Here is a 25,164-nt window from a genome sequence, read left to right as displayed (position 1 = left end):
TGTAATTATTTAAAATTAAAATCAAAATTACCAAAACATCTAATAATATAAAGATATAATAGACAATATCCCATACAATATAAAAATCTACACAATAATAAAAAATTAATATATTATTTTATATAAAATATAAAGATCTATATATTCTATATTTCTAACGTAAAAGATCTAATAAGCACACAGATATCATCATAAAGCTATCATTAAATATAATCTTATAAATTAATTAAAATTTAAGATAGTCGTATTCATAAATAACAATAATCATAATACATAGTTGTTCCTAGATTTTGCTAAAGATAAATAATATTTATGTAATGCAAAAACCTTGGTTTTTAGTGTATCCAATGAACCGCTATTATCTATAATATCATCTGCTACAGACATTCGTGCAAAACGATCAGCCTGAATAGACATGATCTTTTCAATGTGCTCAGACTGAATGTTACCACGCATCATTGTTCTATCTACTTGAATAATAGGATCTACATCCACTAATAAAACACGATCAACATAATTTTGTAAACAATTTTCCACTAATAATGGTACAACCCATAAAGACCACATAGAACGTGAGTATAGCAACTGTTTATAAGCAATCCTGCGAATAATAGGATGTAAAAGATTATTAATCCATTCTCTGTCATTAATGGAGTTACAAATCTTATCGCGCAGAAAAACGCGATTAAGAAAACCATTCTGCATTAGTATGTCATTACCAAAATATGCATGAAGTGCTAATAAAGCTGGCTGACCGGGAGTTAATATTTGACGGGCAATCATATCTGAATCAATAATATTAATACCTAAATTCGAAAAGATGTGTGCAACAGTACTCTTCCCGCTCCCTATACCTCCAGTTAAAGCTATAGTATAAGACATAAATCTTATTTCTCTTTATTAAAAACATAAATTACGACTTCTAAACACTATAAGTATTAAGATTAGAAACGTTATAGAATTTTATAACTTTAAAACACTTTCTCTCATTTAACATATCCCAACAATAAAATTGACTAACACGTATTCTTTCTAAGAATATATTGTGAAAATACTTACAAGTAACTATTTAAGAGACTGATAAAAACTAATTGTTAATCACTCGATCCAAAATTATTCTTTCTATAAACCAGTTAATTATCTATCAAACTAGCATCTTAGAAGATTCATTCTAAATAGTATTAATAACCATATTAATATATATTGAATATGTTAAAATGTATAAAATTATCTTAGAGATGCCATTTCTAATGGAATCTCCATTGAAACCAGGCTAAATATTTTATTTAATAGAGGCTTATCGTCTATAGAAAATAGTAATCATGTATGCGCTATATAAATTACACATCAAACAGAATTATATTCTTCTATTGATCACTTCTTCAAAGAAGCATAGAATGATTTACAATCAAAAAAAACATGATTTAAAAAAGTTTCAATTATGAATTTAATATAAAAACTCAATAAATAGCCCTTAAAAAAGAAAAATCATTAATTATTCACAACATCCTAACTACTACGTTAATATCCAGAATAAAAATATTATTAAAGTCTAAAGTAATGATATATCATTCTCATACTGAGATAATAAACTTATCCTAATCTTAATCTGAAAACTTAAATTTCAATAATTCATAGTACAACTTACTACAAAGATAAAAATAAATTTCAAGTGTAATCATATCTAACTCCTATTTCTATTACATATCTAACAAAAGGTTATGATTTTTACCTGCATAATAATATGTATATTCTTATATAGTAACAAACGAACCAATCTTTAATCTACTTAACTGAATAAATATATTATTAATCTAGTTAAAAGAATGTAAATGAATAATTTCATAGAAACCATCTTTAATGACAGTGTCATTAAACAATAATTAATCATTCCTCAATAAAATTAACAAGATAAATGGTAGTTATCTTCAATATATCTATATGAACAATCGATTAGACAATATTTCATTCAAAGTAATTATCAATTATTTACACTAAACTTATCATGGTATAAATACTAACAATTCTACTAAATCTATAATATCCAAATACTTGATAAATTTAATAAAGAATGTCACACTAAACACATATTCTTAGATCTATGTATTTCACAATAACTAAAACCATCTATATAGTTAGGCTCACATCTAAAAACCGTTGTTCTGTGACTGCCCTTCTGGATATCACATTACATGCTTATAAATAGTTGGTTATACCTAAGACATATTTCCAAACGAGAAGACATATCTCTATAATATTTCAAGCAACTATTCTTATATCTACGCAGACAGGGACTTATATCTAGTGTCCTCGGCTCTGATGAAAAATATTTACTTAATCAATCACCCGATATTCTCACAGTAGGAGAAATCATTGCTTATTTAGATGTAAGATTAAATTCTATAAAGTATCAAGAAAAAGAAAACTGTCAAAGTAAGTCATTATGCTTAACACGTCTATTATAGCGTTACATAAATAACAATATTAACGACTACTTCAAGAACATCACCCTATTTGAACTAATGAAGAATCAAAATATTCTTAACACATCTTCTAGGAAGATAAACGTATCATACCCAATATCATTGGGTAGCAATTAAATATAATTTTCTCTATGATTTAATACTGAAATATCCTCAATAAGCAATCTCTTTCATAGTATATTCTAAATAGAGACTATGATAATAGTATCAATCAATAAAATCTAAAATCCATCATAGAGCCTGCTAAATAATGAAATTACCCATTTATCTAGATTACTCATCTACTACACCAGTTGATCCAGTCGTGGCAAAAAAAATGATGCATTATCTTACTTTAGATGGAACCTTTGGTAACCCTTCATCACGATCACACCGTTATGGATGGCAGGCAGAAGAAGCTGTAGATTTTAGTCGCCACCAAATTGCAACACTTTTATGCGCAGACTCACAAACAATTATTTTTACTTCTGGTGCTACTGAATCTAATAATCTAGCGCTCAAAGGAGCGGCTTTCTCTTACCAAAATAAAGGTCGACACATTATTACCTCTACTATTGAACATCAATCTGTACTCAACAGCTGTAAACAGCTAGAAAATGAAGGGTTTACTGTCACCTATATCCGGCCCAATCATTCTGGAAGAATCATGCTTCAAAAGTTAAAAAATGCGATACGTAACGATACCATACTTATATCCATTATGCACGTCAATAATGAGATTGGTGTGATACAGGATATTTCTTCTATAGGAAATTTATGCGATGAATACGGAATTATCTTCCATGTAGATGCGGCTCAAAGTGCTGGTAAAATACCTATTACACTAAACCAGTTAAAAATTGATCTCATGTCGCTCTCTTCTCATAAAATTTATGGACCAAAAGGCATTGGTGCCCTCTTTGTGCGCAATCAACCACCTGTTCATCTTGCAACACAAATCCACGGAGGCGGCCAAGAAAAAGGCATACGATCCGGAACACTTCCAGTACATCAAATTGTTGGAATGGGCGAAGCTTATTACATTGCAAAAAATGTAATGTCTTATGATATGAAACGCATCCGAAAATTACGTGATCAATTATGGCAAGGAATTCAGCATATTAAATCAATTACTCGAAATGGATCACTAGATCATGATTCGGGGCATATACTTAATATTAGTTTTGAAAATGCTAATCAAGAAACGCTCATAATGAATCTATCAAATCTAGCTGTTTCAACTGGATCAGCATGTCGCTCCTCAATGATAATCCCATCATATGTCTTGCAAGAAATCGGAGTCAGCGATCAAATAGCACTTAGATCCATACGATTTTCTCTTGGCCGTTTTTCTACTAAAGAAGAAATTGATTACGTTATTAATCTAATACATCAAATCATGCAATAAAAATTAAACCATGTTGATTCGCATCAAAAACTTTTCTAATTACTATATGTTAGAATCTTTATAAGAAACTTTATATCAAATCATAAAATTATCAAGTCAGTAACTTATTACTCTTCTAAATGATAATCTATTATTTTAATATAAACATCTAGTTTGACACAAAACCATACCCCTATGAAACACATGAGTATAAATATCATTCAAATTTCAAAAATGTTTAAAAAGAGGTGACATTTAATAAATATCAAAAGAGATTTCAAATTAATTCTACTATAGATTTTAGAGTAAAATATACATAAATCTACAAAAAATCAAAAATGATATCAAAATACTAAACACAAAACCCTCATTTAGTTAAAGAAAAATTTGTCTATTATCAAGAAATAATACCTAATACATCTTGGTATACTATAGAAACTTTAAGATCTTCTTCTCTTCTGAAATCAACAGACCTCTCCAAATCACAATACAATCCATTACCAAGACTCTTATATTTTTCTTCAATGTAAGAATAAAATAAAAAAAATATTTAAATATTTTGAAACTAACTCTACCTTTCTTATTCAATCTAAAATATTGATTTTATGAATGAGAACTAAACCTTTATTTATACCAAAAGAATTAATGATTGTGGGTACACTCCATACAGTAACACTAAAACAATTGACACTATTACAACCACTCCTGATGAAGTAAAGACCCAATTGGTTGAAGAACAAGATGGTTTCAAGATATTAGAGGAAACCATATAAAGACTTACGATTACACGAAAATAAGAATAAACGCCAATAATACTACCTAGAATTAATGCACTAATCAGCCACCACAAGTGCGCACCTAAAGAAACAACAATAACATAGAACTTGCCGATAAACCCTGCAGTCATCGGGATACCTGCCAGTGATAACATCATTATAGTCATGATTCCCGCAAGTAAAGGATCTCGCCAAAATAAACCACGAAAATCATCAAGTAATGGATTATGTGAATCCACCGATGAAGTAGATATTACATTAATTAAACCAAAAAGACCTATACTATTTACGAGATATCCAACGAAATAGAAACGTACAGCCTCTTGTGCAATCTGAGAGAACTCTAATGCAATGAGAGGAAGCAATAAATATCCTAGATGAGAGACAGATGAATAGCCCAATAAACGCTTGATATTACTCTGTCTGCTTGCCATCAGATTACCACACAATATTGACGCTACTGAAAGAATACTAAATGCAATCCGTATAACTTGAATATGCATTAACGGAGAAGAAATAAATAAACGCATTAAAACACAAAAAATTGCAATTTTACTAGCGCTTGCTAAAAAGTTTACAACTGGAGTAGGCGCACCCTCGTAAACATCTGGAGTCCAGAGATGAAATGGCGCTAAAGAAAGCTTAAAACAAAAACTAACAAACATACAACCAAATCCAACCATAAGAAATGGTTGAGCAAGTAAACTACAATTTGCATCAGCTCCTAAGTTTTTAAAACTAAAACTACCTGTATACGAATATATTAATGCCACACCAAAAAGTAAAAATGAGGATGCCGCAACAGATAGTATTGTGTATTTAAGAGACGCTTCTAAAGAACGCAAATTTGGAATTGTATACCCTACTAATCCAAATAATGGTAATGACATTAGTTCAATACCAATAAACAAAGAAATAAGATGATTAGAAAAAGTCAAAACAACAGCACCAAGTGTTGATAGTAAGACTAAAAGATAAAATTCTTCCCGATTTCCCGGATAGAAAACAAGCCAACGATAAGAAAAAATACAAGTTGATAAACTTGCTAAAATGACTAAAACAGTATAAAAAATAGAATGATAATCTATCTGGAAAAATGGAATTATCTCTTCTTCTCTAGAAGAAGTAATAAAATACAAGGAGCACAAAGAAAGAATCAGACTACTAACTGCGAGCGTCAAGGTTATAAAGTGATTCCTCTTTAATGAAATAGTTAGCAGAATTATTACTACTCCTATTCCGAGAATTAATAGTGGAAGCAACATTGTCAATTGTTGGGTCACGATTGTCATAGCAACTTACAACCTTATAACTGAAATAGAAGAGGTCAACCAATTATGAATATTCATTATTCCAGAATAAGAGATATTTAATATCGGTTGGGGATAAATACCTAAACATAACGATAATACCACGAGCGTTAAAATCATTAGATATTCCCTTGATGACATTCCCGACAACGGAGTCTGTGATTTCACTTCTCCATAATAAATACGTTTCATCATAAATAAAGAGTATACTGCAGTAAATACCAAACTAAATGTAGCAATAATACTAAACATAGGAGCACAATGAAAGCTGCCAACTAAAATCATAAATTCACCAATAAAATTACCTGTGCCCGGTATACCAATATTAGCCATAACAAAAAATAAAGAAAATCCTGGCAACCACTTTATACGAGACCATAAACCACCCATCTCACGCATATCACGAGTATGCAAACGTTCATATATTTGCCCACATAAAATAAATAACGCTGAGGCAGATAGACTATGTGCAATCATCTGAATTACTGCTCCTTGGTATGATAAAAAACTATTAGCATAAATTGCTATTAATAAAAATCCCGTATGAGAAATGGAAGAATAAGCAAGCCAGCGCTTCATATCATTTTGAGAAAAAGCTAAAAAAGCACCGTAAAAAATACTGACTACTCCTAAAGACATAGCAATAGGAGCAAATTCAGACGAAGCACGAGGAAATAGTGGTAATACAAAACGAAGCAAACCATAAGCAGAGGTTTTCAATAATATTCCTACCAAATCAACTGAACCACCTGTTGGAGTCTGAGAATGAGTGTCTGGCAACCAACCATGTAAAGGCACAATTGGCATTTTTATAGAAAATGCAATAAAAAAACCAATCATTAATAACTTTTCAACTCTAGATAACATAGGAGTATTTAATAAATGTTCATAATTAAATGTCCATTCACCTATTGCATGATAGTGAGTTACAACTAGTCCTAAAATAGAAATCAACATAAGTAATCCGCTCAGCTGAGTATAAATTAAAAACTTAGTTCCAGACGTAACACCTATCTTACTAACTGTGTCTTTATGACCCCATATGATAATAATCAAATACATAGGGACCAAAATCATCTCCCAAAACATTAAAAATAAAAACAAATCAATAGACAAAAATACACCAATTACGCCAGATAAAATCCACAACAAATTAAAATGAAAAAACCCATGTGATTTCTTAATTTCATTCCATGAACACAAAGTGGCCATCATTCCCACAATACTTGTTAAGATGATCATAATTAATGACAAGCCATCTAGAGCTAAATGAAAATCAATACCAAAACGAGGAATCCACTGAGTAGAAAACTCAGATTGCCACTGAGAATGCCCTGGAGTCTGAAATAATCCATCACCACTACGAACCCATAATAAAATAGACAATATTAACATGAAACCTATAACCATTAAGGCAATCCAACGTGGTTTCTTCTCTCCAAATTGTTCGGAATACCAGCAGAAAATACCGCCAAAAAAAGGTAGCGCAATAAGCCAAGGCAATAGCATAAAAGTGTTTTTCCTATTATTTTTCTAAATAATAAACCTTTCTATTTACAATAGAATTGTCTGTGTATAACTACATAAACAACACCTTCTATAATAAACATTTTTTAGAAAATCCTAGACGTCATATAATGAAACTAAAAAATCTAAAAATCCTATCTAAATCTACAATAAAACTTATGTTACTATAAAATTAGAACAATTATGAGAAATGTAGCCCCCATAATAATAGACATCAGATACCACGAAAGCGAACCACTTGCACTTAAAATCAAACCCCTTTGTCCTGAGCTCAACAAAAAAAATGGCATACTTATTAATGTATTTAACGGATCACCTGAAACTAATCGAGTAAGCCAGAAATAACTCTTAACAAATACTCGCCGATACAACCAATCAAAACCCCAAGAAGAAAACCACCAAATAGAAATTAAACGACCAAATTTACTATAAGCTATGATGTGAAGTAAATTAGGTTGACCGAGCCAAAGAAAAGAAGATATTAAAACACCTGACATTACCACTAAACCTGAAGAAATCTCTAAATTAAACTTATCAGAACTAGATAGGATGCTATCTTCTGGGAAAATTCCTTGAAGAGGAGGAACAAGCCAAGAACCAATAAATGTTGAAAGAAGCATTAATATAATTAGTGGTAAATCATGCGCAATCCCTCTACCTTTCTCAGTATATATAATCTTTTCTTTACCATGAAATACTATAAAAATCATTCGAAATGTATAAAGTGAGGTTATAAATGCTCCAATCAATCCAATAGTCATTAATTTAAAATCACCTTGAGCAAGCGCTCCCGCCAGAATCTCCTCTTTGCTAAAAAAACCTGAAGTTAAAATTGGTATAGCTGATAACGCTGAGCCACCAACTAAAAAACAAATATAAACCAAAGGCATTCGATGGCGTAACCCACCCATTTTGAAAATGTTCTGCTCGTTTTTACAACCAAGAATCAATGAGCCAGTAGCAAGAAATAACAAGGCTTTAAAAAAAGCATGGGTCATTAAATGAAATATCGCTGCTTCCCAAGCTTGAACTCCAAGCGACAGAAACATATATCCGATCTGACTCATAGTTGAATAAGCTAATATGCGCTTGATATTATCCTGGACTAAAGCAGATAAACCAGCTAAAAGTAACGTAATCGCACCTACTCCACCTATAAAATTTAATATCTCTGGAGTAATAAGGAAAAAAGAATGAGTGCGAGCAATCAAATACACCCCTGCAGTAACCATCGTAGCAGAATGAATCAACGCAGATACCGGAGTGGGTCCAACCATTGCGTCACTCAACCAAGTTTGTAAAGGTAACTGAGCGGATTTACCTACTGCAGCACCTGTTAACATAATCGCAGCCCATGATAGCATGTTATACTGATCAAGAGATAAATGGCGACCTGAAAGCAATGAAACTATTTCATGAAGACTTAATGTATCAAACGCGTAATATAAAATACATAATGCTATGACAAAAAATACATCACCTATACGAGTCATGATAAACGCTTTTATAGCTGCTAAACCATAGGAGGAATTAGAATAATAAAACCCGATTAATAAATAGGAACACAGTCCAACACACTCCCACCCAAGATACATTAATAATAAATTATCTGCTAAAACAAGAAGAGTCATGCTCGCCATAAACAAATTGGTATAAGCAAAAAAACGCGAATAACCCTCTGTCCCGCGCATATACCAAGATGCAAACAAGTGAATCAAAAAACCTATACAAGTTACAACCAATAATAAAGTCAGTGATAAACCATCTAAAGTTAATTGAACATCAATTTTGAATTTGTTAACTTGCATCCAAATCCATAACACCTGATGAAATATCGGATAACCTTTCTGAAAACAATCAAAACCAATATACAGTGTAGTGATAGCTGACAATCCTACAAATGATAAACCAGTAATTGCATTTAAATTTTCCGTGAATCGTTTACCAGTAAACGCTAGTAATAAAAAACCAACTAGAGGAAACAGAATAGTTAAATAAAGAAAGTTCATCCACGCATCTCACTAAGAGTGTCAATATTCATATTCTGAGTGCAACGAAATAATCGTAACAAAAGCGCTAAGCCAATACTACTTTCAGTTGCAGCAAGGGTAATTGCAAAAATAAACATTATTTGACCATCAACCTGCTGCCAATAGCTACCCGCTACTACAAAAGCTAACGAAGCAGCATTCATCATAATTTCAAGACAAATTAATATAAAAAGTAGATTACGACGTAACATAACACCTAATAAACCTAAACAAAACAAAATACTAGCTAAAATTAATCCATGATGTAAATGCACCATCTGTAATTACTCCTGATTAGGCTTAACAAGAGACAATAGACATTCACGTCTAACAGTATCAGTATCTATATCTAATTCCCTTCCAATGTGATAAGCGACAATCAACCCAGATAGCAATAACATAGAAACCAACTCTACAATTACAAGGTAGGAACTAAAAAGTTTTATTCCAACCTGTTTTCCATCAATGATGGAACATATAATTCTATTTTCTCCTATTGAAGAAATAACATAAATTAATATTCCACATAAAAATAGTGAAAATAAACCGGGACCAAGAAATAGACTTGGTCGACCCCAGTCTATTACCTGTTTTTCTCTAGTATGTCCAAGATTCAGCATCATGATCACAAAAACAAAAAGAACTAAAATCGCACCGGCATAAACTATAATTTCTAGCGCACCAGCAAAATAAGCACCTAGTGAAAAAAATACACCAGATACAGATAAAAAGGAAATTATAAGATATAATAAAGCATGTATCGGATTTCGATCCTTAATCACAAAAATAGTTGCTAAAACTGCTACTAAACCACATAAATAAAATAAGTAATCCATACTTGACTCCCGTCAAGGTAACAAATCTTTCACGGAAATAGGTTGGGATTCAGATTGAGCACGACCTTTATCTTTGCCAGTAACCGCCATACCTGTTATCCGATAAAAATTATACTCTAAATATTTTCCTGGCCCAGAAATAAGCAAATTTTCTTTTTCATAAACCAAATCCTGGCGCTTAAATTCAGCTAACTCAAACTCTGGAATAAGCTGCAAAGCATGAGTAGGACACGCCTCCTCACAGAGACCGCAAAAAATACATCGAGAAAAATTAATACGAAACCACTCTGGATACCATCGACCATTGGTCTTATCGGACTTTTGCAATGCAATACAGCTTACTGGACACACTACAGCACACAAATTACAAGCTACGCAGCGTTCTTCTCCGTCTGGATCGCGTGTTAAAACAATCCGACCACGATAACGTGGTGGTAAATAAACAGGTTCATCTGGATACATCAGCGTTTCACGTTTCGAAAACATACGAATACCAGTCATCCAAATACTACGAAGAATTGTAAAAAAACCCATCACAAGATCCTTTACTCTCATTACTATCCTCCTGTCCTATAATTTACATAAAATTACCCAGGCAGTGACTAAAAGATTCAAGAGTGTTAAAGGTAGACACACTTTCCAACCAAACGACATGACTTGATCATATCGTGGACGCGGTAATGCGGCACGGATTAAAATAAAAATCATAATAAAAAAAGCTATTTTTATCACAAACCAAAAAATTGGTAACAACCACGGCCCATTCCATCCACCAAAAAACAAAGTAACGATCATCGCAGAAACGGAGATCATACTAATATATTCGCCAACAAAAAAAAGACCAAATTTCATTCCAGAATATTCAATATGATAACCATCAGCTAATTCTTGTTCCGATTCTGGCTGATCAAATGGATGACGATGACATACAGCTAAACCAGAAATAAAAAAGGTTAAAAAACCTAAAAATTGTGGAATAATATTCCAAATGTCAATCTGACTTTTAACAATTTGAAGTAAATTAAAAGACCCAGCCTGAGCTACCACCCCCATTAACGATAAACCTAAAAATACCTCATAACTTAAAGTCTGAGCTGCACCTCTCATAGAACCTAATAGTGAATACTTATTACAACTCGAGCAACCAGCCAATAATATTGAATAAACTGATAAACCCGCCATCATTAAAAAGAAAAGCAAGCCAATATTTAAATCTGATACCATCCAAGTAGAAGTGATCGGTACAGTAGCCATGACCATTAATAAAGAGGTAAAAGCAATTATAGGAGCTAAAACAAAAGTAAAACGATCACTAAATGAAGGAATCCAATCTTCTTTAAAGAAGATTTTAATCATGTCAGAAACTATTTGCAATGAACCACCCCATCCAACACGATTTGGTCCATGGCGATTTTGAAAAAGTGCAAGAACACGCCGTTCTAGAAAGCTCATCCATGCACTAGACCCAACAACAAGTAATAAAATTAATATAGCTTTCACTATAAGAATAGTCATAGTAATCACTTATCTAGTTAACCATCTCATTAGAGAACCCGACGCAAATTATAAATATCTGCTCCACATAAAAAAACTCCAATACCTGGAAAACCTAAAGGCAAACCTACTTGCCCAAACTGCAATTGACTTGATAAACGCAAAGGCAGACATCTTGTTTCTCCGTAACAAGTAAATTCTATCAAGGTACCTTCATTAATTTGAAGCATCTCCGCATCCTTAAAATTCATCATCAAGTAAGGCTTAGACATACGTTGCTGAATAACTGGAGTTTTCTGAGTCATCTCATCACTGCCAAATAAATGAAAATAAGGAGCTATACGCCAACCCTTATCTGGTTTTATAAATCTTTTAGGAATATTTTTAAACCAGTCTAATGTTATCTTCTTTCTTCTAATAAGAAGCGTACCCGGATCACCATTACGAAGATGCCCACCTACTTTTTCTTGAAATTTATTCCAAGCTTGCGGAGAATTCCATCCTGGAGACCAAGCAAATGGAATATGTGATCGAGAGGAATTCGGTTGATTATTCCCTTCCATGGAAAAAGCAAACATACTATCTAGATCCTGTGGTTGGCGTGGTTCATGAACACTGATATCCGCACGCATTGCAGTTCGCCCACTACATCGATGAGGCGAGCGTGATAACTTTTGACCAAAAATACGAAAATTAGCATTTGGTGCAGCTTTTTTTATTTCAGATAAACATGGTAAAACCGAAACACAATCATCAATGATATCATCTAAATTATACCACCCTGTATCTGATCTTTTCATCGCACATTTAATCAAACCAAGCCAACGCCAGCTAGCTAAAATCTCAATTTTATCATCATAATACGATGGATCATATACCTGAAAAAAACGCTGAGCCCGCCCCTCTTGATTTACTACTGTTCCATCGCTTTCTGCAAAACTGGCACTAGAAAAAACTAAACCAGCTCTATCAGTTGTTAAAGTGTTCTGATGATCTAACACAATCATAGAACGTACATTGCTCAATGCATTATCAATAATATATTTTGGAGCATGACGATACAAATCATTTTCTAAAATAATAACTGTATCTGACTCACTAGATTTTATCTTCTCTAAAGCCTGATTCAATGAATAGCCACCAATCAAGCCCAAACCTAAACTATTAACTGCCGACGTGACTAAACTTATCCCAACATTAGACAAGCGAACACTTAATGCTTTAGCTACATTCGCTGCTGCCTGAATAATCTCTATACTTCCAGAATGGCTACCAGAAATAATTAACGGTTTTTTAGAATCAAGAAGTGTCCGAGCGATAATATCAACATAATTAGATAAATTTTGATCAAAGTCCTGAACTAACGGAGCATTGGGGTCTAGCCTATGAGCAATAGCAAATCCAAGTCGAGCCTGATCTTCTACCGGTGCATAATAACTCCATGCTGCAATATCATCTAATCGAGTCGAATCAACATTAGTTAAAAAAAGAGGATATCGAGAACCTAAACCAATATTACCGATTGCGGCACTATGCCATTCTGCTATATTACGTTTTAAGGCAAGATCACGGGCTTTTCCTTTCACTGCTTGGCGCAACGATAACGCCATGCGCGCACTAGTCTGAGTTAGATCCTCACCCAAAAGAAGAATTGCGTCATAACTTTCAATCTCACGTAATGATGGAATATGAACCCCGCTATTACGCAAAATTTGAAGTATTAAATTTAAACAAGAATGCTCTTCTTCCTGCATACCAGAAGAAAAGTTATCCTTACCAACTAAAGAAAATAACGCAAAATTGCTTTCTATACTTGCACGAACTGAACCAATGCCAATCACTTTTTTCGCTTCACGTAACATATTAGAAGCTACTTGAACCGCCTCATGCCTATTTAATGCAATCACATTAGTACCACTACGGTGGATTGCTGAATGTGGCCGATCTTTGAGATTGACATATCCATAACCAAATCGACCTAAGTCACAAAGAAAATACTGATTAATCATACCATGATAACAATTTTCAATACGACGAATCTCACCGTAACGCTCACCAAGGTTAATATTACAACCAATACTGCACTGTTGGCAAACACTAGGCGCAAACTGCATATCCCATTTACGATTATAACGCTTAGAATGCGTTTTATCAGTAAATACCCCAGTGGGACAAATTTCTACTAAATTACCTGAAAATTCGCTCTCTAGCGTACCATCACTAATACGACCAAAATATAAATTATCATGCGTACCATAGACACCTAAATCATGACCATCAGCATAATCATTATAATATCTTACACAACGATAACAAGAAATACAACGGTTCATTTCATGAGAAATAAATGGACCTAAGTTCTGATTATAATGAGTGCGTTTTGTAAATCGATAACGACGTAAACTATGACCAGTCATCACTGTCATATCCTGCAAATGACAATGCCCTCCCTCTTCACACACTGGACAGTCATGTGGATGATTAATCATAAATAATTCTATCATGCTTTTTCGAAAGGCTTCTGCTTCGTAATCATTAACAGAAAATAATGACCCATCATCAGCAGGTGTCATACAGGACATTATTAACTGACCGCGGGTATCGGTAACACTTTGATACTTCTTAATTGCACATTGTCTACAAGCACCCACACTACCTAATGCCGGATGCCAACAAAAATAAGGAATATTAAATCCAAGAGATAAACAGACGCTCAACACATTATCTGAACCATTGACCTCATATTCTTTTCCATCTACATAAATTGTAGACATAATACACCTGCTTCTTTTAAGATAATCTAAATAAACACATTATTTTTTAACACGCCCTCTTCAATTTAAGACAAATGTAAGATATATGTCTCTTATGATATAAACGCATGCTATATACTTATTGTAGTCTTATACCAGAGTCAAATTCTTCTCGAAAATACTTAATCGCACTCTGAAGCGGCTCCACCGCTCCAGGTGCATGAGCGCAAAATGTTTTGCCTGGTCCGAGATCACGACAAATTTGTAATAAAATTTCAATATCTCCATGCCGACCCTCTTTAGCCTCCAAAGATCGTAAAATTTTAACACTCCAGGGAAGAGCATCCCTACAAGGTGTGCACCATCCACAAGATTCACGAGAAAAAAACTCTTCTAAATTCAGGACTAACGATACCATATTAATTTCATGATCGACTGCCATAGCAAGAGCGGTTCCTAATCGGCTACCAGCTTGACTAATGCTAGAAAATTCCATTGGTAAATCTAGATGCTTTTCAATTAAAAAATCAGTGCTAGCGCCACCTGGTTGCCAAGCCTTAAGCTTTAAACCAGTTTGCATACCACCGGCATACTTTTCAAATACTTCTCGCGCAGTAACACCAAATGGTAGCTCCCATACGCCTGGTGTTTTTACTCGACCAGAAAATCCCATCATTTTAGTACCCGAATCCATACTACTGTTTGATATCCCTTTATACCAAGCAACACCGTTAGATAAAATTGAAGGAATATTTGATAACGTTTCAACATTATTCACACAAGTTGGTTTTCCCCAAGCACCTACTGAAGCTGGAAACGGTGGTTTAGAACGTGGATTAGCGCGGCGTCCTTCTAAGGAATTAATTAATGCAGTTTCCTCACCGCAAATATAACGACCCGCCCCCATGTGAACTATGATCTCTAAATTAAAACCACTACCAAGAATATTTTTTCCTAATAACCCAGCCTCCACAGCTTCTTTAATTGCTCGTTTTAAATTAATTTCTGCCTCAATATATTCACCTCGTAAAAATATATAACTACGCTTTGCTTGTAAAGCAAAAGCGCTGATTAATATACCTTCAATCAGCTGATGTGGTAATTGCTCCATTAATAAACGATCTTTATAAGTACCTGGCTCCATTTCATCCGCATTACATAATAAATATCTAACATCCATCGATACATCTTTAGGCATTAAAGCCCACTTGAGACCAGTAGGAAACCCTCCACCTCCTCGTCCTTTTAACCCAGATTCTTTTACTATCTGAATAACTTCATCAGGTGTCATGGTACGTAAAGCAATTTCCGCACCACTGTAACCATGATATTTACGATATTCCTTAATGAATAGAGGTTGATGATCTTCCCTTAATCGCCAAGTTAAAGGATGTGTTTCAGCGGTATGTCTCATCTTCCTCATAGGTACTTCTCCAACACTTGTAAAATATTTTCTGGTGTCACATGAACATAAGTATCGTTATTTATCATTATTGTTGGTCCTTTGTCACAATTTCCGAGACAGCAAGTGGGTAAAAGAGTAAAACGCTTATCTTTAGTTGTTTCTCCTGAATGTATACAAAGATACGATTCTAACATTCTCTTTATACTCTTATAACCTGTCATGTAACATACCACACTATCACAATAGCGAATAACATAACGACCAACTGGAGTTCGGTAAATATTACTATAAAATGTTGCAACTCCATCTAGATCACTAGCCGATATACCTAATACTGCCGCAATAGATTTTATTAAAGCATCAGAAACCCATCCACGATGTTTCTGTACAATGCTGAGCGCCTGAATTGAAACTGCGCGAGCTTCTTCATAATGACTTAATTCCTTGATGATGGCATTATACTCTATGGAAGTCAGTTCAGAATCATTCTCATACATTGTTTTAATTGGAATTCTTTTTCCATGCATTTTTTATCGGTCCACGTCTGACATGACAAAATCAATACTTCCAAGATAAACTATAAGATCAGATACCAATCCTCCATTAATTACTGAAGGAATCTGCTGAAGATGTGGAAAACTTGGGGTCCGTATTCGTGTGCGATAGCTCATCGTACTACCATCACTTGTTAGATAATAGCTATTTACTCCTTTAGTTGCTTCAATCATCTGAAACGACTCATTGGCAGGAATTACCGGACCCCACGAAACCTGTAAGAAGTGAGTTATTAAAGTTTCAATATGCTCTAAAGTTCTCTCTTTAGACGGTGGTGTTGTTAATGGATGATTGGATTTAAATGCACCTTCTGGCATATTATTCAAACACTGTTCTAGTATACGAATACTCTGATAGATCTCTTCTACTTTAAGAATAACACGTGTATAAGAACAACTAATTCCAGTACCAATAGGAACTTCAAAATCAAACTTTTCATAACCCGAGTAAGGACGCCATTTGCGCACATCAAAATCCAAACCTGTTGCACGTAAACCCGAGCCCGTGACACCCCACTTTAGCGCTTCCGCTAAATTGTATGCAGCTACACCTTTCGCTCTACCTATTAAAATAGAATTTTGTAAAGTAGATGTTGAATAAATTTTTAAGCGTTTAGGTAACCAATTTAATAGTTTACGCAATAAATGCTCCCAACCACGTGGCAAGTCCTGAGCTACGCCGCCAATACGAAACCAAGAGGGGTGCATACGAGAACCGGTAATAGCTTCTATCAAATCATAAATTTTTTGACGATCAGTAAACGCCAAAAAAACTGGCGACATCGCACCAACATCCTGCATAAATGTAGAAATATATAATAAATGACTGTTAATACGGAAAAGCTCAGATAACATCACGCGAATTACCTCAGCACGCTCTGGTACGGTAATACCAGCTAACCTTTCTACTGCTAGCACATATGGTAATTCATTAACACAGCCACCTAGATATTCAATACGATCAGTATAAGGAATGTAGCTATGCCATGACTGTCGTTCACCCATTTTTTCAGCACCGCGATGGTGGTAACCAATATCTGGAACACAATCGACAATCTCCTCACCATCAAGCTGTAGAATAATGCGAAAAGCTCCGTGTACTGAAGGATGATTAGGACCAAGATTAAGAAACATAAAATCTTCATTTATACGAGAGGATCTAAACCCCCAGTCCTCTGGTTTAAAAGTTAGAGACTCCATAGCTGAATCTTCTTTATCTTTTGTTAGCTGAAAAGGATCAAACTCAGTAGCACGAGCTGGATAATCTTTTCGGAGAGGATATCCTTGCCAGTAATGCGGCATAATCAATCGTGTTAAATGCGGATGACCGATGATATCAATACCAAACATCTCCCAAGTTTCTCGCTCATACCAATTTGCGTTAGAAAAGATATGGCTAATAGTTGGTACACTCAAAGAACTTTCTAATAATGCAACTTTAATCATAAGATCATAATTATTTTTAATAAAAATAAAGTGGTAAAAAATAGAAAAATCTGCTTTGGGTAATCCATAACGAGAAACTCTATGACGTTCATCCATTCCATGTAAATCATATAACATAATGTATGGTGCAACTAACGCATGCAAAAACGAAATGATTTCAATAAGCTGTGATTTTTTCACCCAGATCACAACTAAATCCATTCGTGTAACTTGTATACTAAAAGCATGTTTACCAAATCGGTTATACAACTGGCTCATTATAGAGTCATACTTATGACTATCTTCTTGACATGGTGTATTTATAGAGGCTGTCGTAGTTAAATCAATCATAACTTGCTCACCATTATTACTCATCTAACTAAAATCATTATATATCGCTCACAAAATATAAATCTTGCGTAATAAAAGCAATATTAAGAATATAATTCTTACCTCATCAGTCTTTATAGAATTATTAATTAATATTTCAAATCTCATCTATCTGTCTTAAAGTAGACACAGAAATACGTTCTTCATTTTTCCTATCTCGCTCAGGCTTAAGATTCGCACGATAAACACCCTGATCATCAATGATAGATGATAATGGTCGTCGTTCTTGTTTGATTGTTTCTTGTAGAAGTAAAAGAGCCTGCATATAGGCCTCTGGACGCGGTGGACATCCTGGTATATATATATCGACTGGAAGAAACTTATCCACGCCTTGCACTACTGAGTAGATGTCATACATGCCACCCGAATTAGCACATGCCCCCATGGAAATAACCCATTTCGGAGCCAACATTTGATCATAAAGACGCTGTATGACCGGAGCCATCTTTATAAAACAAGTTCCTGCAACTACCATAAAGTCTGCCTGACGCGGAGAAGAGCGAATGACTTCTGAACCAAATCTAGCGACATCATGTACAGACGTAAATGCAGTAGTCATCTCAACATAACAACATGATAAACCAAAATTAAATGGCCAAAGAGAGTTTTTACGTCCCCAATTAACAAGGTTATGTATAGCATGCTCCAGCTTTCCAAAATATACGTTTTGATGAACATATTTATCTAAAGGATCACATACAATATCCTGCTTTTGAAGTGGATAAGAATCATCTTCTTTCTCTGGGTTGGGACGAGTTAAAATATAGTCCATTTTTAACCTTTACATTATGTTTTTTTCTTAACGTGCGAAATAGTAGCATATACAATTTTTACGTTTCGGGAGGGAGGAGACCAATCTAATGCCCTGTTTCGAATAAGATAAAATAAACTAACAAGTAATACTAAAACAAAAAGACTAGCTTCAATAAAACCAATCCAACCACTTTCACGAATAGAAACTGACCATGCATAAAGATATAGGGCTTCAACATCAAAAATAACAAAAAACATAGCAACTAAATAAAATTTTGCTGATACACGTAACTTCCTTCCCCGAACTGAAGCAATACCAGACTCAAAAGGGGTATTAGTATATCTTCCTTGCAAAGCGCTACCTAAAAACCAAGCTCCAAGAAGCATGATAAAACACAAAAAAATAGCAGAAAAAATAAAAACAAAAAAGGGCCAATTACAAGTAAATTCTGTTATAGGTTGCAGCATAACTTTATTACCGTTATAATATATACATTGTATTTCAACATTCGCCTTCTCAGAACGAATTCATTTCATATAAATTTTTAATAGACCAAAATCATTAATATTCATTACAATAATCATATGTCCTTAATTAGTAGCTAAAAAATCTATCAAGATTATTATAATAGATAATTAGAGTATATAATATACAAACATATTTTATTAAAAAGATACCATCTAATCACTTTTCTTTTATATATTTTACATTTTAAATGTAAAAACACTATGACTTCATATAAAAATAAAGCTTAATGTATGAGATAAAATATCACTGCCTTGACCATATAAAATTAGAAGAATTATAATAATATAGATCTTACGGATTACCATTTTTTCAGAAAATTAACAATTTTTTAAAAATATTATTTTTATAAAAATAAAGTATATAAATAATCAATAAAAACTCAATAAGCGCTTTAATTATTAGAGTAGAATATTAAAATAAAATATTTTTATATTGCATGTTATCTTATAATGCCTCCAACAGAAATAAACCCTATAATAATAGAAAATTATTTCTATCGTCTATCAAAAATGGTTGATATGAGATTTTATCTCAGACTTTTTAAAAATATCTATTACTACATATTAAATTATTAATAATAGAAATAAACGGCTAACAGCCAGAGATGACATGAATAAATCACACAAAAATTGCGTACAAAAACAATATTTGATTAACAATTCTGTTATAAAATCTTAAAGATAAAAATTATATTTAATATAAGATGCGAGATAATAACATCTAAAAAAATTTAGAAGAACCCTTTTTAAACAAAAATAAAAAATAATATTGCAAATATGTCAATCTCCTTTTTAGATAGAACCTGGTATTTTATCAAATACAATATAAACTATAATAGTTTAAAACTATAATAAAGAGTCAGTCTATCTTACAGAATATTGTGGTTTATCTAGATCTGTACCCCATTCAGTTTTCTCCTCAAACATCTTGCGATGTAATATCTGCATAATTTGTTCAGCCTCATGACCATGAACTAAATAACACAACGTGGATCTACTAAATCTATAACACATCAATCGAATATTAAACAAATCTAACAAACTAAATATCTCTTGACTAATACTATAACATCCAGAAATCTGATTACCAATAATTACCACCAATGCTAGATTATCTTCAATTTCCACCTCACATACCAAAGACAAATCATCTAATAATGATTGTGTTAGTACACTGTTTTGGAAAAAATTTTTACGAGTAGAATCTAGCGTCAATAGAAAAGATGAATCAGACAACATCATGAGATCTAACGAAAAACTATGACATGCCAAAATCTTGAATACTTCATCCATATAAAGAGGATTACATAAAACATTTCGACTGCGTAACGTTAATAAAATCTGTTGACGACGCAAAGTGATAGCGCGAAAAATAGGAAGATTATGCATCTTATGACACACTATAGTCCCACCATCCATAGGATTTTTACTAGATCCCACAAATACTGACATATCACTGCGTAATGCAGGTAATAATGTCGATGGATGCAATACTTTAGCACCAAAAGTGGCCATCACAGAAGCTTCTTCAAGCGTTATTTTGTCAATGCGTTTTGCAGAAGGAATTAAATGTGGATCAGTCGTATAAATTCCTGGAACATCTGTCCAAATATTAATACTATGCGCATGAAGCGCTTCACCCAGAATAGACGCAGTATAATCACTTCCCCCGCGACCAAGTGTTGTAGTTCTCCCATTTCCTTCTTGGCCAATAAATCCTTGTGTAACAATTAATGATTCTTTAATGCGCGGCTTTAAATGATGATTCACTAACCCTAGTAAATCTGAAATCTTTGGTTCAGCGCAACCAAAACGAGAATTGGTACGCATTACTCTACGTACATCAAACCATTCTACCGCTACATGACGCTGATGCAAAACCTCAACAAACAGAAAAGTAGACATTACTTCACCATAACTCATTAACTCATCAGTTAATTCTAGAGATGGATTTCGTTCTGCCGATTCAGAAAGACTAACAATGTTTCTCATAATACATCGAATCTGATAATAAAGAACCCTCTGTTGTTTCATTTTTTTGATAATTGCATCTTGAATCTTGAATATTTCATCCAATATGATAATTCGAGAATTCTTTTTTTTTCCTGCAGCTAAAGCGATTAGTCGATCTGTTACACCAGAAGACGCAGAAAGAACTACTAATCGTATGTTTTTGTTAGCTGATACAACGTCAGCGCTTCTATTCATAGAAGTATAATTAGAAACACTAGTTCCACCAAATTTTGCTACAATCAAGTTCTCGGATATCAAAATACATACCTTTGCGCCAGATTTAAAAACCTGATAAACATAGAAAACATAGCAATAGATAGAAAAAAATAAAAAAATAGAATGACCAATAAACTCTACTCATTAACTTGATACATTTTTAATATCTATGCCTAGTTACAGAAAATCAGTATCACTTATTAAACTATCTTAATAAACTAGTTATATCAAATATCACACCTACCTTGTCCGTAACTTCAAAAGTTTTACTAAAAATAAGACAACTTACCTAGAAAAAATGTTGCCTTATTCTAGCAAGACTTATTCATAAGAAATATAAAAGAACTTTTTTATTTTGTATAAAATACAATGCATAACTATAATTAAAAACATATTATTAACGAATTTTGATCATTAGATCAAAATCACTCTTATTTATTAACTCTAACGATCAATCAATCATCAATAACAGACACTACTAGTATATGACACTACATTTTATTATTATTTTTTGTCAACCATGCTTTCTATTTAACCCCCCAGCATCCCCTTCACTTAATTGTTGAGATGAATTCTTAAAAATTCAGTATCAATCTAAATATATAACAATCTTTTATTATATTTCTAGGTAAAATATTAAAATTATTTCAGTATCCTACGAATAGGATCTCTATTTTTATCAATTAAAATCATCAAAAGAATAATATCGAACAGAATTTTCAATTACCAATAAAATCTAAAAGAAAACCATCGACAAGAAAAAGAATAGCCTATATAAATCTTAATCCAATATTACACCTAAGCGATCCGCTAGATCCTCATAGGCATCAATTAAACCAGGTAAACCACACCTATATATGTCCTTATCCATTTTATTTAGCGTATCCCTATCCCAAAGACGCGCGCTATCAGGTGAAAATTCATCACCTAATACTACTTTCCCATCAAAAAGACCAAACTCTAATTTAAAATCTACTAAAATTAAATCTAAACTATCAAACAATCTGTACAGAAAATCATTTATCTTAAAAGATAAGCCGCGCATGCAAACAAGATGATTCATATCCACCAAATTCAAAGTCTGACAATGAGACTCATTAACCAATGGATCGTGCTTAGAATCATTTTTTAAAAAAATCTCAAAAATTGGAGGATCTAGAACTCTTCCTTCTACCACTCCCAACCGTTGTACTAAAGATCCAGCGGAGCGATTACGTATAACACATTCTAGAGGAATCATATCTAGATTTTTTACGACAACCTCATTGTGAGAATAAAGAGATTGTACGTGAGTTGATATCCCAGATTTCTCTAACATTGACATAATAAAATAATTTAATTTATTGTTAATCAAACCCTTACGTTTAAAATATTCAATACGTTTACCATCTAGTGCAGAGACTGCATCACGAAATTCAATCACCAATAAATCCGGATCATTAGTACTATATAAGGTTTTGACTTTGCCCCGATATAACTCATATTTCTTTTGTATCATATATACTGACCTATAAGTAAAATGATAATGGCTAGTATTGTATTACGTCTTCATTCCCTCTGAAATATTCTAATCAATAATTGCGCTCTATAAAGAACTTCATATAGAAACGCGAAAAAATCTATCTTAACTTAATTTACAAACAATATTAAAATAATCAATCGGTTTACTCTGCACTGATATTAAAAAAATTAAAACCCAAAAAACTGGATAACTTCATATAATAAAACATAGAAACCCAGATCTTTTCTAAAATCTATCAGTACAATATGAAAAACAAATATTCTGTTTCTCAAGGTAAAAGGTCAAAAATACAATTTGTAAAAAAATAAAATGAAAGTATTACTGAAAATCAAATGATAATCATAAATTATTAAATAAAAATTATTTCAGTATTAGTTAAATAACATGATCTTAATTTAACTAACAGGTCTTGCTTACAAAAAAATCAATTTACTTCATTTATTAATACATACTACCCATTATAAATTTTCTACATCTTATATCTTCATTTTACATATATAATATATATAAATTTCCATAAAACAACAAACTAATCATCTATTTCTTAAATGAATAAGCCTTCATTAATATCATTGATCTATTCAACCGTCTTTTGGGCATTCATATTATTCCAATACCATCCATATTAAAATGTATGCTAATTTTAACTACAAATATCCTTTTTATCAAAAATTAATAAAATCTCTAAATAAACACATACCAAATATCTCTACTTATTCAAAATAAGTAATTTTTCTTAAAATTATAGCTTTCCTATTCTAAGAAACCTCTTTTTAATCCTGGAATCAAAACCCCCTCATACGTAAAATTCTCAATCATACTTATCATCAAACCATAACATTCGGATTAAAAATCCGAAACATAAATGCTTCTTCTAGCAAGAAGAAATCAATTATTCACAAATCATGCATTGATTTTCACAACTAGACTAAACATATAAATTATATGTTATCAATGTAATTATCAGTAATATTTATGAAAAAAATCTTCTATATCAAATTTTTAAAAAAAGCCTTAGTAACAATATTGTCACAATCTATCATAGATGTGTATACAAAAAATATTTAATGTCAAATCTGTAGCAATACAGATAAAATTAATTTAACATAATTCCAAAAATTTTTAATCCAATAAATCAAAAAAAACTAAACAAACTATTTATATAAATATTTATTTATAAATCTTTTAAAATTATAAATCTCAACCAAAACCGCATCTCACACAAACATTAACACAGATGGAACGCCAACATTTTTATATCCCTCAAAACTAAAACTAACGATACTCGTAACTCACTTGCTCTCTTGTCCATATCCTTGAATAACAACAAAATAATCAACATAGTCCTTATGTTTTTAATTTTTTTAAACAAATTAGATTTAATCTCAAAAAAAGAAAATCATTAAATCTGTCCTATAAATATAGATAAAATAAAAATTTTAAAAAATATTATAATTAGGAATAAAAAGGTTTTTTTAAAAAATTAAGCTTTATTACTAAATATAATTATGTGATTTAATCATCATTAAAACGCTAATTTGTCAACAATCGATTATCACTTTATACTCCCTCTTTAACTAAATATAAAATAAATATAAAAGTTGCATTGTCTAATATGATTATTAGTCAATCAACAATAGAAATAAAAATATCAATATAATGGTCCTGTCTAGCTAATACTAACCTTATTAACAAGCACCTCTAGAAGAAGTGTCTTTTGTAAGTTTAATTACGAATATATTAATATATTATAAATTTTTATTTAAAATAACAAATAAGAAAA

The 25,164-nt window shown here is 32.4% G+C and carries 17 protein-coding genes and 1 pseudogene; 2 read left to right on the top strand and 16 right to left on the bottom strand.

The window, feature by feature from the left end:
* Positions 1–264: 264 nt before the first annotated feature.
* Complete coding sequence (gene coaE / locus HACICURT3053_RS00355; protein WP_157991790.1) at positions 265–882, bottom strand: dephospho-CoA kinase; 618 nt, start codon at positions 880–882, stop codon at positions 265–267.
* A 1,385-nt stretch (positions 883–2,267) separates the two neighbouring features.
* Here coaE and HACICURT3053_RS03420 point away from each other — a divergent pair.
* Both HACICURT3053_RS03420 and HACICURT3053_RS00350 read left to right on the top strand, forming a co-directional pair.
* Positions 2,268–2,465: pseudogene (locus tag HACICURT3053_RS03420) on the top strand (Rrf2 family transcriptional regulator); the annotation flags it as partial.
* A gap of 268 nt (positions 2,466–2,733) precedes the next feature.
* Positions 2,734–3,870: an IscS subfamily cysteine desulfurase gene (locus HACICURT3053_RS00350; protein ID WP_157991789.1), complete on the top strand. Its 1,137-nt coding sequence runs from the start codon at positions 2,734–2,736 to the stop codon at positions 3,868–3,870.
* Between the two features lie 607 nt (positions 3,871–4,477).
* Here the strand turns inward: HACICURT3053_RS00350 and nuoN are convergent.
* The 15 genes from nuoN to purC form a co-directional block, all read right to left on the bottom strand.
* Positions 4,478–5,917 carry an NADH-quinone oxidoreductase subunit NuoN gene (gene nuoN / locus HACICURT3053_RS00345; protein WP_157991788.1) on the bottom strand — a complete coding sequence of 480 codons (1,440 nt, stop codon included), beginning with the start codon at positions 5,915–5,917 and terminating at the stop codon, positions 4,478–4,480.
* 6 nt (positions 5,918–5,923) lie between these two features.
* Positions 5,924–7,444, bottom strand: coding sequence for an NADH-quinone oxidoreductase subunit M (nuoM, locus tag HACICURT3053_RS00340; RefSeq protein ID WP_157991787.1), 1,521 nt, complete (start codon positions 7,442–7,444; stop codon positions 5,924–5,926).
* A gap of 182 nt (positions 7,445–7,626) precedes the next feature.
* Positions 7,627–9,471, bottom strand: coding sequence for an NADH-quinone oxidoreductase subunit L (nuoL, locus tag HACICURT3053_RS00335; protein WP_157991786.1), 1,845 nt, complete (start codon positions 9,469–9,471; stop codon positions 7,627–7,629).
* Positions 9,468–9,770: an NADH-quinone oxidoreductase subunit NuoK gene (gene nuoK / locus HACICURT3053_RS00330; protein WP_157991785.1), complete on the bottom strand. Its 303-nt coding sequence runs from the start codon at positions 9,768–9,770 to the stop codon at positions 9,468–9,470. The genes nuoL and nuoK overlap by 4 nt, the downstream gene beginning before the upstream one ends.
* Before the next feature lie 6 nt (positions 9,771–9,776).
* On the bottom strand, positions 9,777–10,328 hold the full coding sequence (nuoJ, locus tag HACICURT3053_RS00325; protein ID WP_157991784.1) for an NADH-quinone oxidoreductase subunit J: 552 nt from the start codon (positions 10,326–10,328) through the stop codon (positions 9,777–9,779).
* 12 nt (positions 10,329–10,340) lie between these two features.
* Entirely contained in the window at positions 10,341–10,883 is a 543-nt protein-coding gene (gene nuoI / locus HACICURT3053_RS00320) for an NADH-quinone oxidoreductase subunit NuoI (protein WP_157991783.1), read from the bottom strand.
* 15 nt (positions 10,884–10,898) lie between these two features.
* A complete protein-coding gene (gene nuoH, locus HACICURT3053_RS00315) occupies positions 10,899–11,843 on the bottom strand; it encodes an NADH-quinone oxidoreductase subunit NuoH (protein WP_232037539.1) in 945 nt (314 codons plus the stop codon).
* 29 nt (positions 11,844–11,872) lie between these two features.
* Positions 11,873–14,596, bottom strand: coding sequence for an NADH-quinone oxidoreductase subunit NuoG (nuoG, locus tag HACICURT3053_RS00310; RefSeq protein ID WP_157991782.1), 2,724 nt, complete (start codon positions 14,594–14,596; stop codon positions 11,873–11,875).
* A gap of 118 nt (positions 14,597–14,714) precedes the next feature.
* A complete protein-coding gene (gene nuoF / locus HACICURT3053_RS00305) occupies positions 14,715–15,998 on the bottom strand; it encodes an NADH-quinone oxidoreductase subunit NuoF (RefSeq protein ID WP_157991781.1) in 1,284 nt (427 codons plus the stop codon).
* Complete coding sequence (gene nuoE, locus HACICURT3053_RS00300; protein ID WP_414973884.1) at positions 15,995–16,477, bottom strand: NADH-quinone oxidoreductase subunit NuoE; 483 nt, start codon at positions 16,475–16,477, stop codon at positions 15,995–15,997. Before nuoE ends, nuoF begins: the two co-directional genes overlap by 4 nt.
* Positions 16,478–16,510: 33 nt before the next feature.
* Entirely contained in the window at positions 16,511–18,310 is a 1,800-nt protein-coding gene (gene nuoC, locus HACICURT3053_RS00295) for an NADH-quinone oxidoreductase subunit C/D (protein WP_157992286.1), read from the bottom strand.
* Positions 18,311–18,446: 136 nt separating this feature from the next.
* The gene (locus HACICURT3053_RS00290) at positions 18,447–19,121 is read right to left on the bottom strand and encodes a NuoB/complex I 20 kDa subunit family protein (RefSeq protein ID WP_157991779.1); all 675 of its coding nucleotides are present in this window, start codon (positions 19,119–19,121) and stop codon (positions 18,447–18,449) included.
* Between the two features lie 14 nt (positions 19,122–19,135).
* Entirely contained in the window at positions 19,136–19,570 is a 435-nt protein-coding gene (ndhC, locus tag HACICURT3053_RS00285; RefSeq protein WP_157991778.1) for an NADH-quinone oxidoreductase subunit A, read from the bottom strand.
* A 924-nt stretch (positions 19,571–20,494) separates the two neighbouring features.
* Positions 20,495–21,898, bottom strand: coding sequence for a lysine-sensitive aspartokinase 3 (gene lysC, locus HACICURT3053_RS00280; RefSeq protein WP_157992285.1), 1,404 nt, complete (start codon positions 21,896–21,898; stop codon positions 20,495–20,497).
* A 742-nt stretch (positions 21,899–22,640) separates the two neighbouring features.
* Positions 22,641–23,354: a phosphoribosylaminoimidazolesuccinocarboxamide synthase gene (gene purC / locus HACICURT3053_RS00275; protein WP_157992284.1), complete on the bottom strand. Its 714-nt coding sequence runs from the start codon at positions 23,352–23,354 to the stop codon at positions 22,641–22,643.
* Positions 23,355–25,164: the final 1,810 nt, after the last annotated feature.

Origin of the sequence: Candidatus Erwinia haradaeae, assembly GCF_900698855.1 — a bacterium.
Taxonomy (GTDB): domain Bacteria; phylum Pseudomonadota; class Gammaproteobacteria; order Enterobacterales; family Enterobacteriaceae; genus Erwinia_E; species Erwinia_E haradaeae_F.
This window is presented reverse-complemented; position numbering and strand designations above follow the sequence as displayed.

Excerpts from the sequence above, each read along its gene's own strand:
- coaE (WP_157991790.1), bottom strand. The coding sequence starts at position 882 with ATGTCTTATACTATAGCTTTAACTGGAGGTATAGGGAGCGGGAAGAGT.
- HACICURT3053_RS00350 (WP_157991789.1), top strand. The coding sequence starts at position 2,734 with ATGAAATTACCCATTTATCTAGATTACTCATCTACTACACCAGTTGAT.
- nuoN (WP_157991788.1), bottom strand. The coding sequence starts at position 5,917 with ATGACAATCGTGACCCAACAATTGACAATGTTGCTTCCACTATTAATT.
- nuoM (WP_157991787.1), bottom strand. The coding sequence starts at position 7,444 with ATGCTATTGCCTTGGCTTATTGCGCTACCTTTTTTTGGCGGTATTTTC.
- nuoL (WP_157991786.1), bottom strand. The coding sequence starts at position 9,471 with ATGAACTTTCTTTATTTAACTATTCTGTTTCCTCTAGTTGGTTTTTTA.
- nuoK (WP_157991785.1), bottom strand. The coding sequence starts at position 9,770 with ATGGTGCATTTACATCATGGATTAATTTTAGCTAGTATTTTGTTTTGT.
- nuoJ (WP_157991784.1), bottom strand. The coding sequence starts at position 10,328 with ATGGATTACTTATTTTATTTATGTGGTTTAGTAGCAGTTTTAGCAACT.
- nuoI (WP_157991783.1), bottom strand. The coding sequence starts at position 10,883 with ATGAGAGTAAAGGATCTTGTGATGGGTTTTTTTACAATTCTTCGTAGT.
- nuoH (WP_232037539.1), bottom strand. The coding sequence starts at position 11,843 with ATGACTATTCTTATAGTGAAAGCTATATTAATTTTATTACTTGTTGTT.
- nuoG (WP_157991782.1), bottom strand. The coding sequence starts at position 14,596 with ATGTCTACAATTTATGTAGATGGAAAAGAATATGAGGTCAATGGTTCA.
- nuoF (WP_157991781.1), bottom strand. The coding sequence starts at position 15,998 with ATGAGGAAGATGAGACATACCGCTGAAACACATCCTTTAACTTGGCGA.
- nuoE (WP_414973884.1), bottom strand. The coding sequence starts at position 16,477 with ATGTATGAGAATGATTCTGAACTGACTTCCATAGAGTATAATGCCATC.
- nuoC (WP_157992286.1), bottom strand. The coding sequence starts at position 18,310 with ATGATTGATTTAACTACGACAGCCTCTATAAATACACCATGTCAAGAA.
- HACICURT3053_RS00290 (WP_157991779.1), bottom strand. The coding sequence starts at position 19,121 with ATGGACTATATTTTAACTCGTCCCAACCCAGAGAAAGAAGATGATTCT.
- ndhC (WP_157991778.1), bottom strand. The coding sequence starts at position 19,570 with ATGCTGCAACCTATAACAGAATTTACTTGTAATTGGCCCTTTTTTGTT.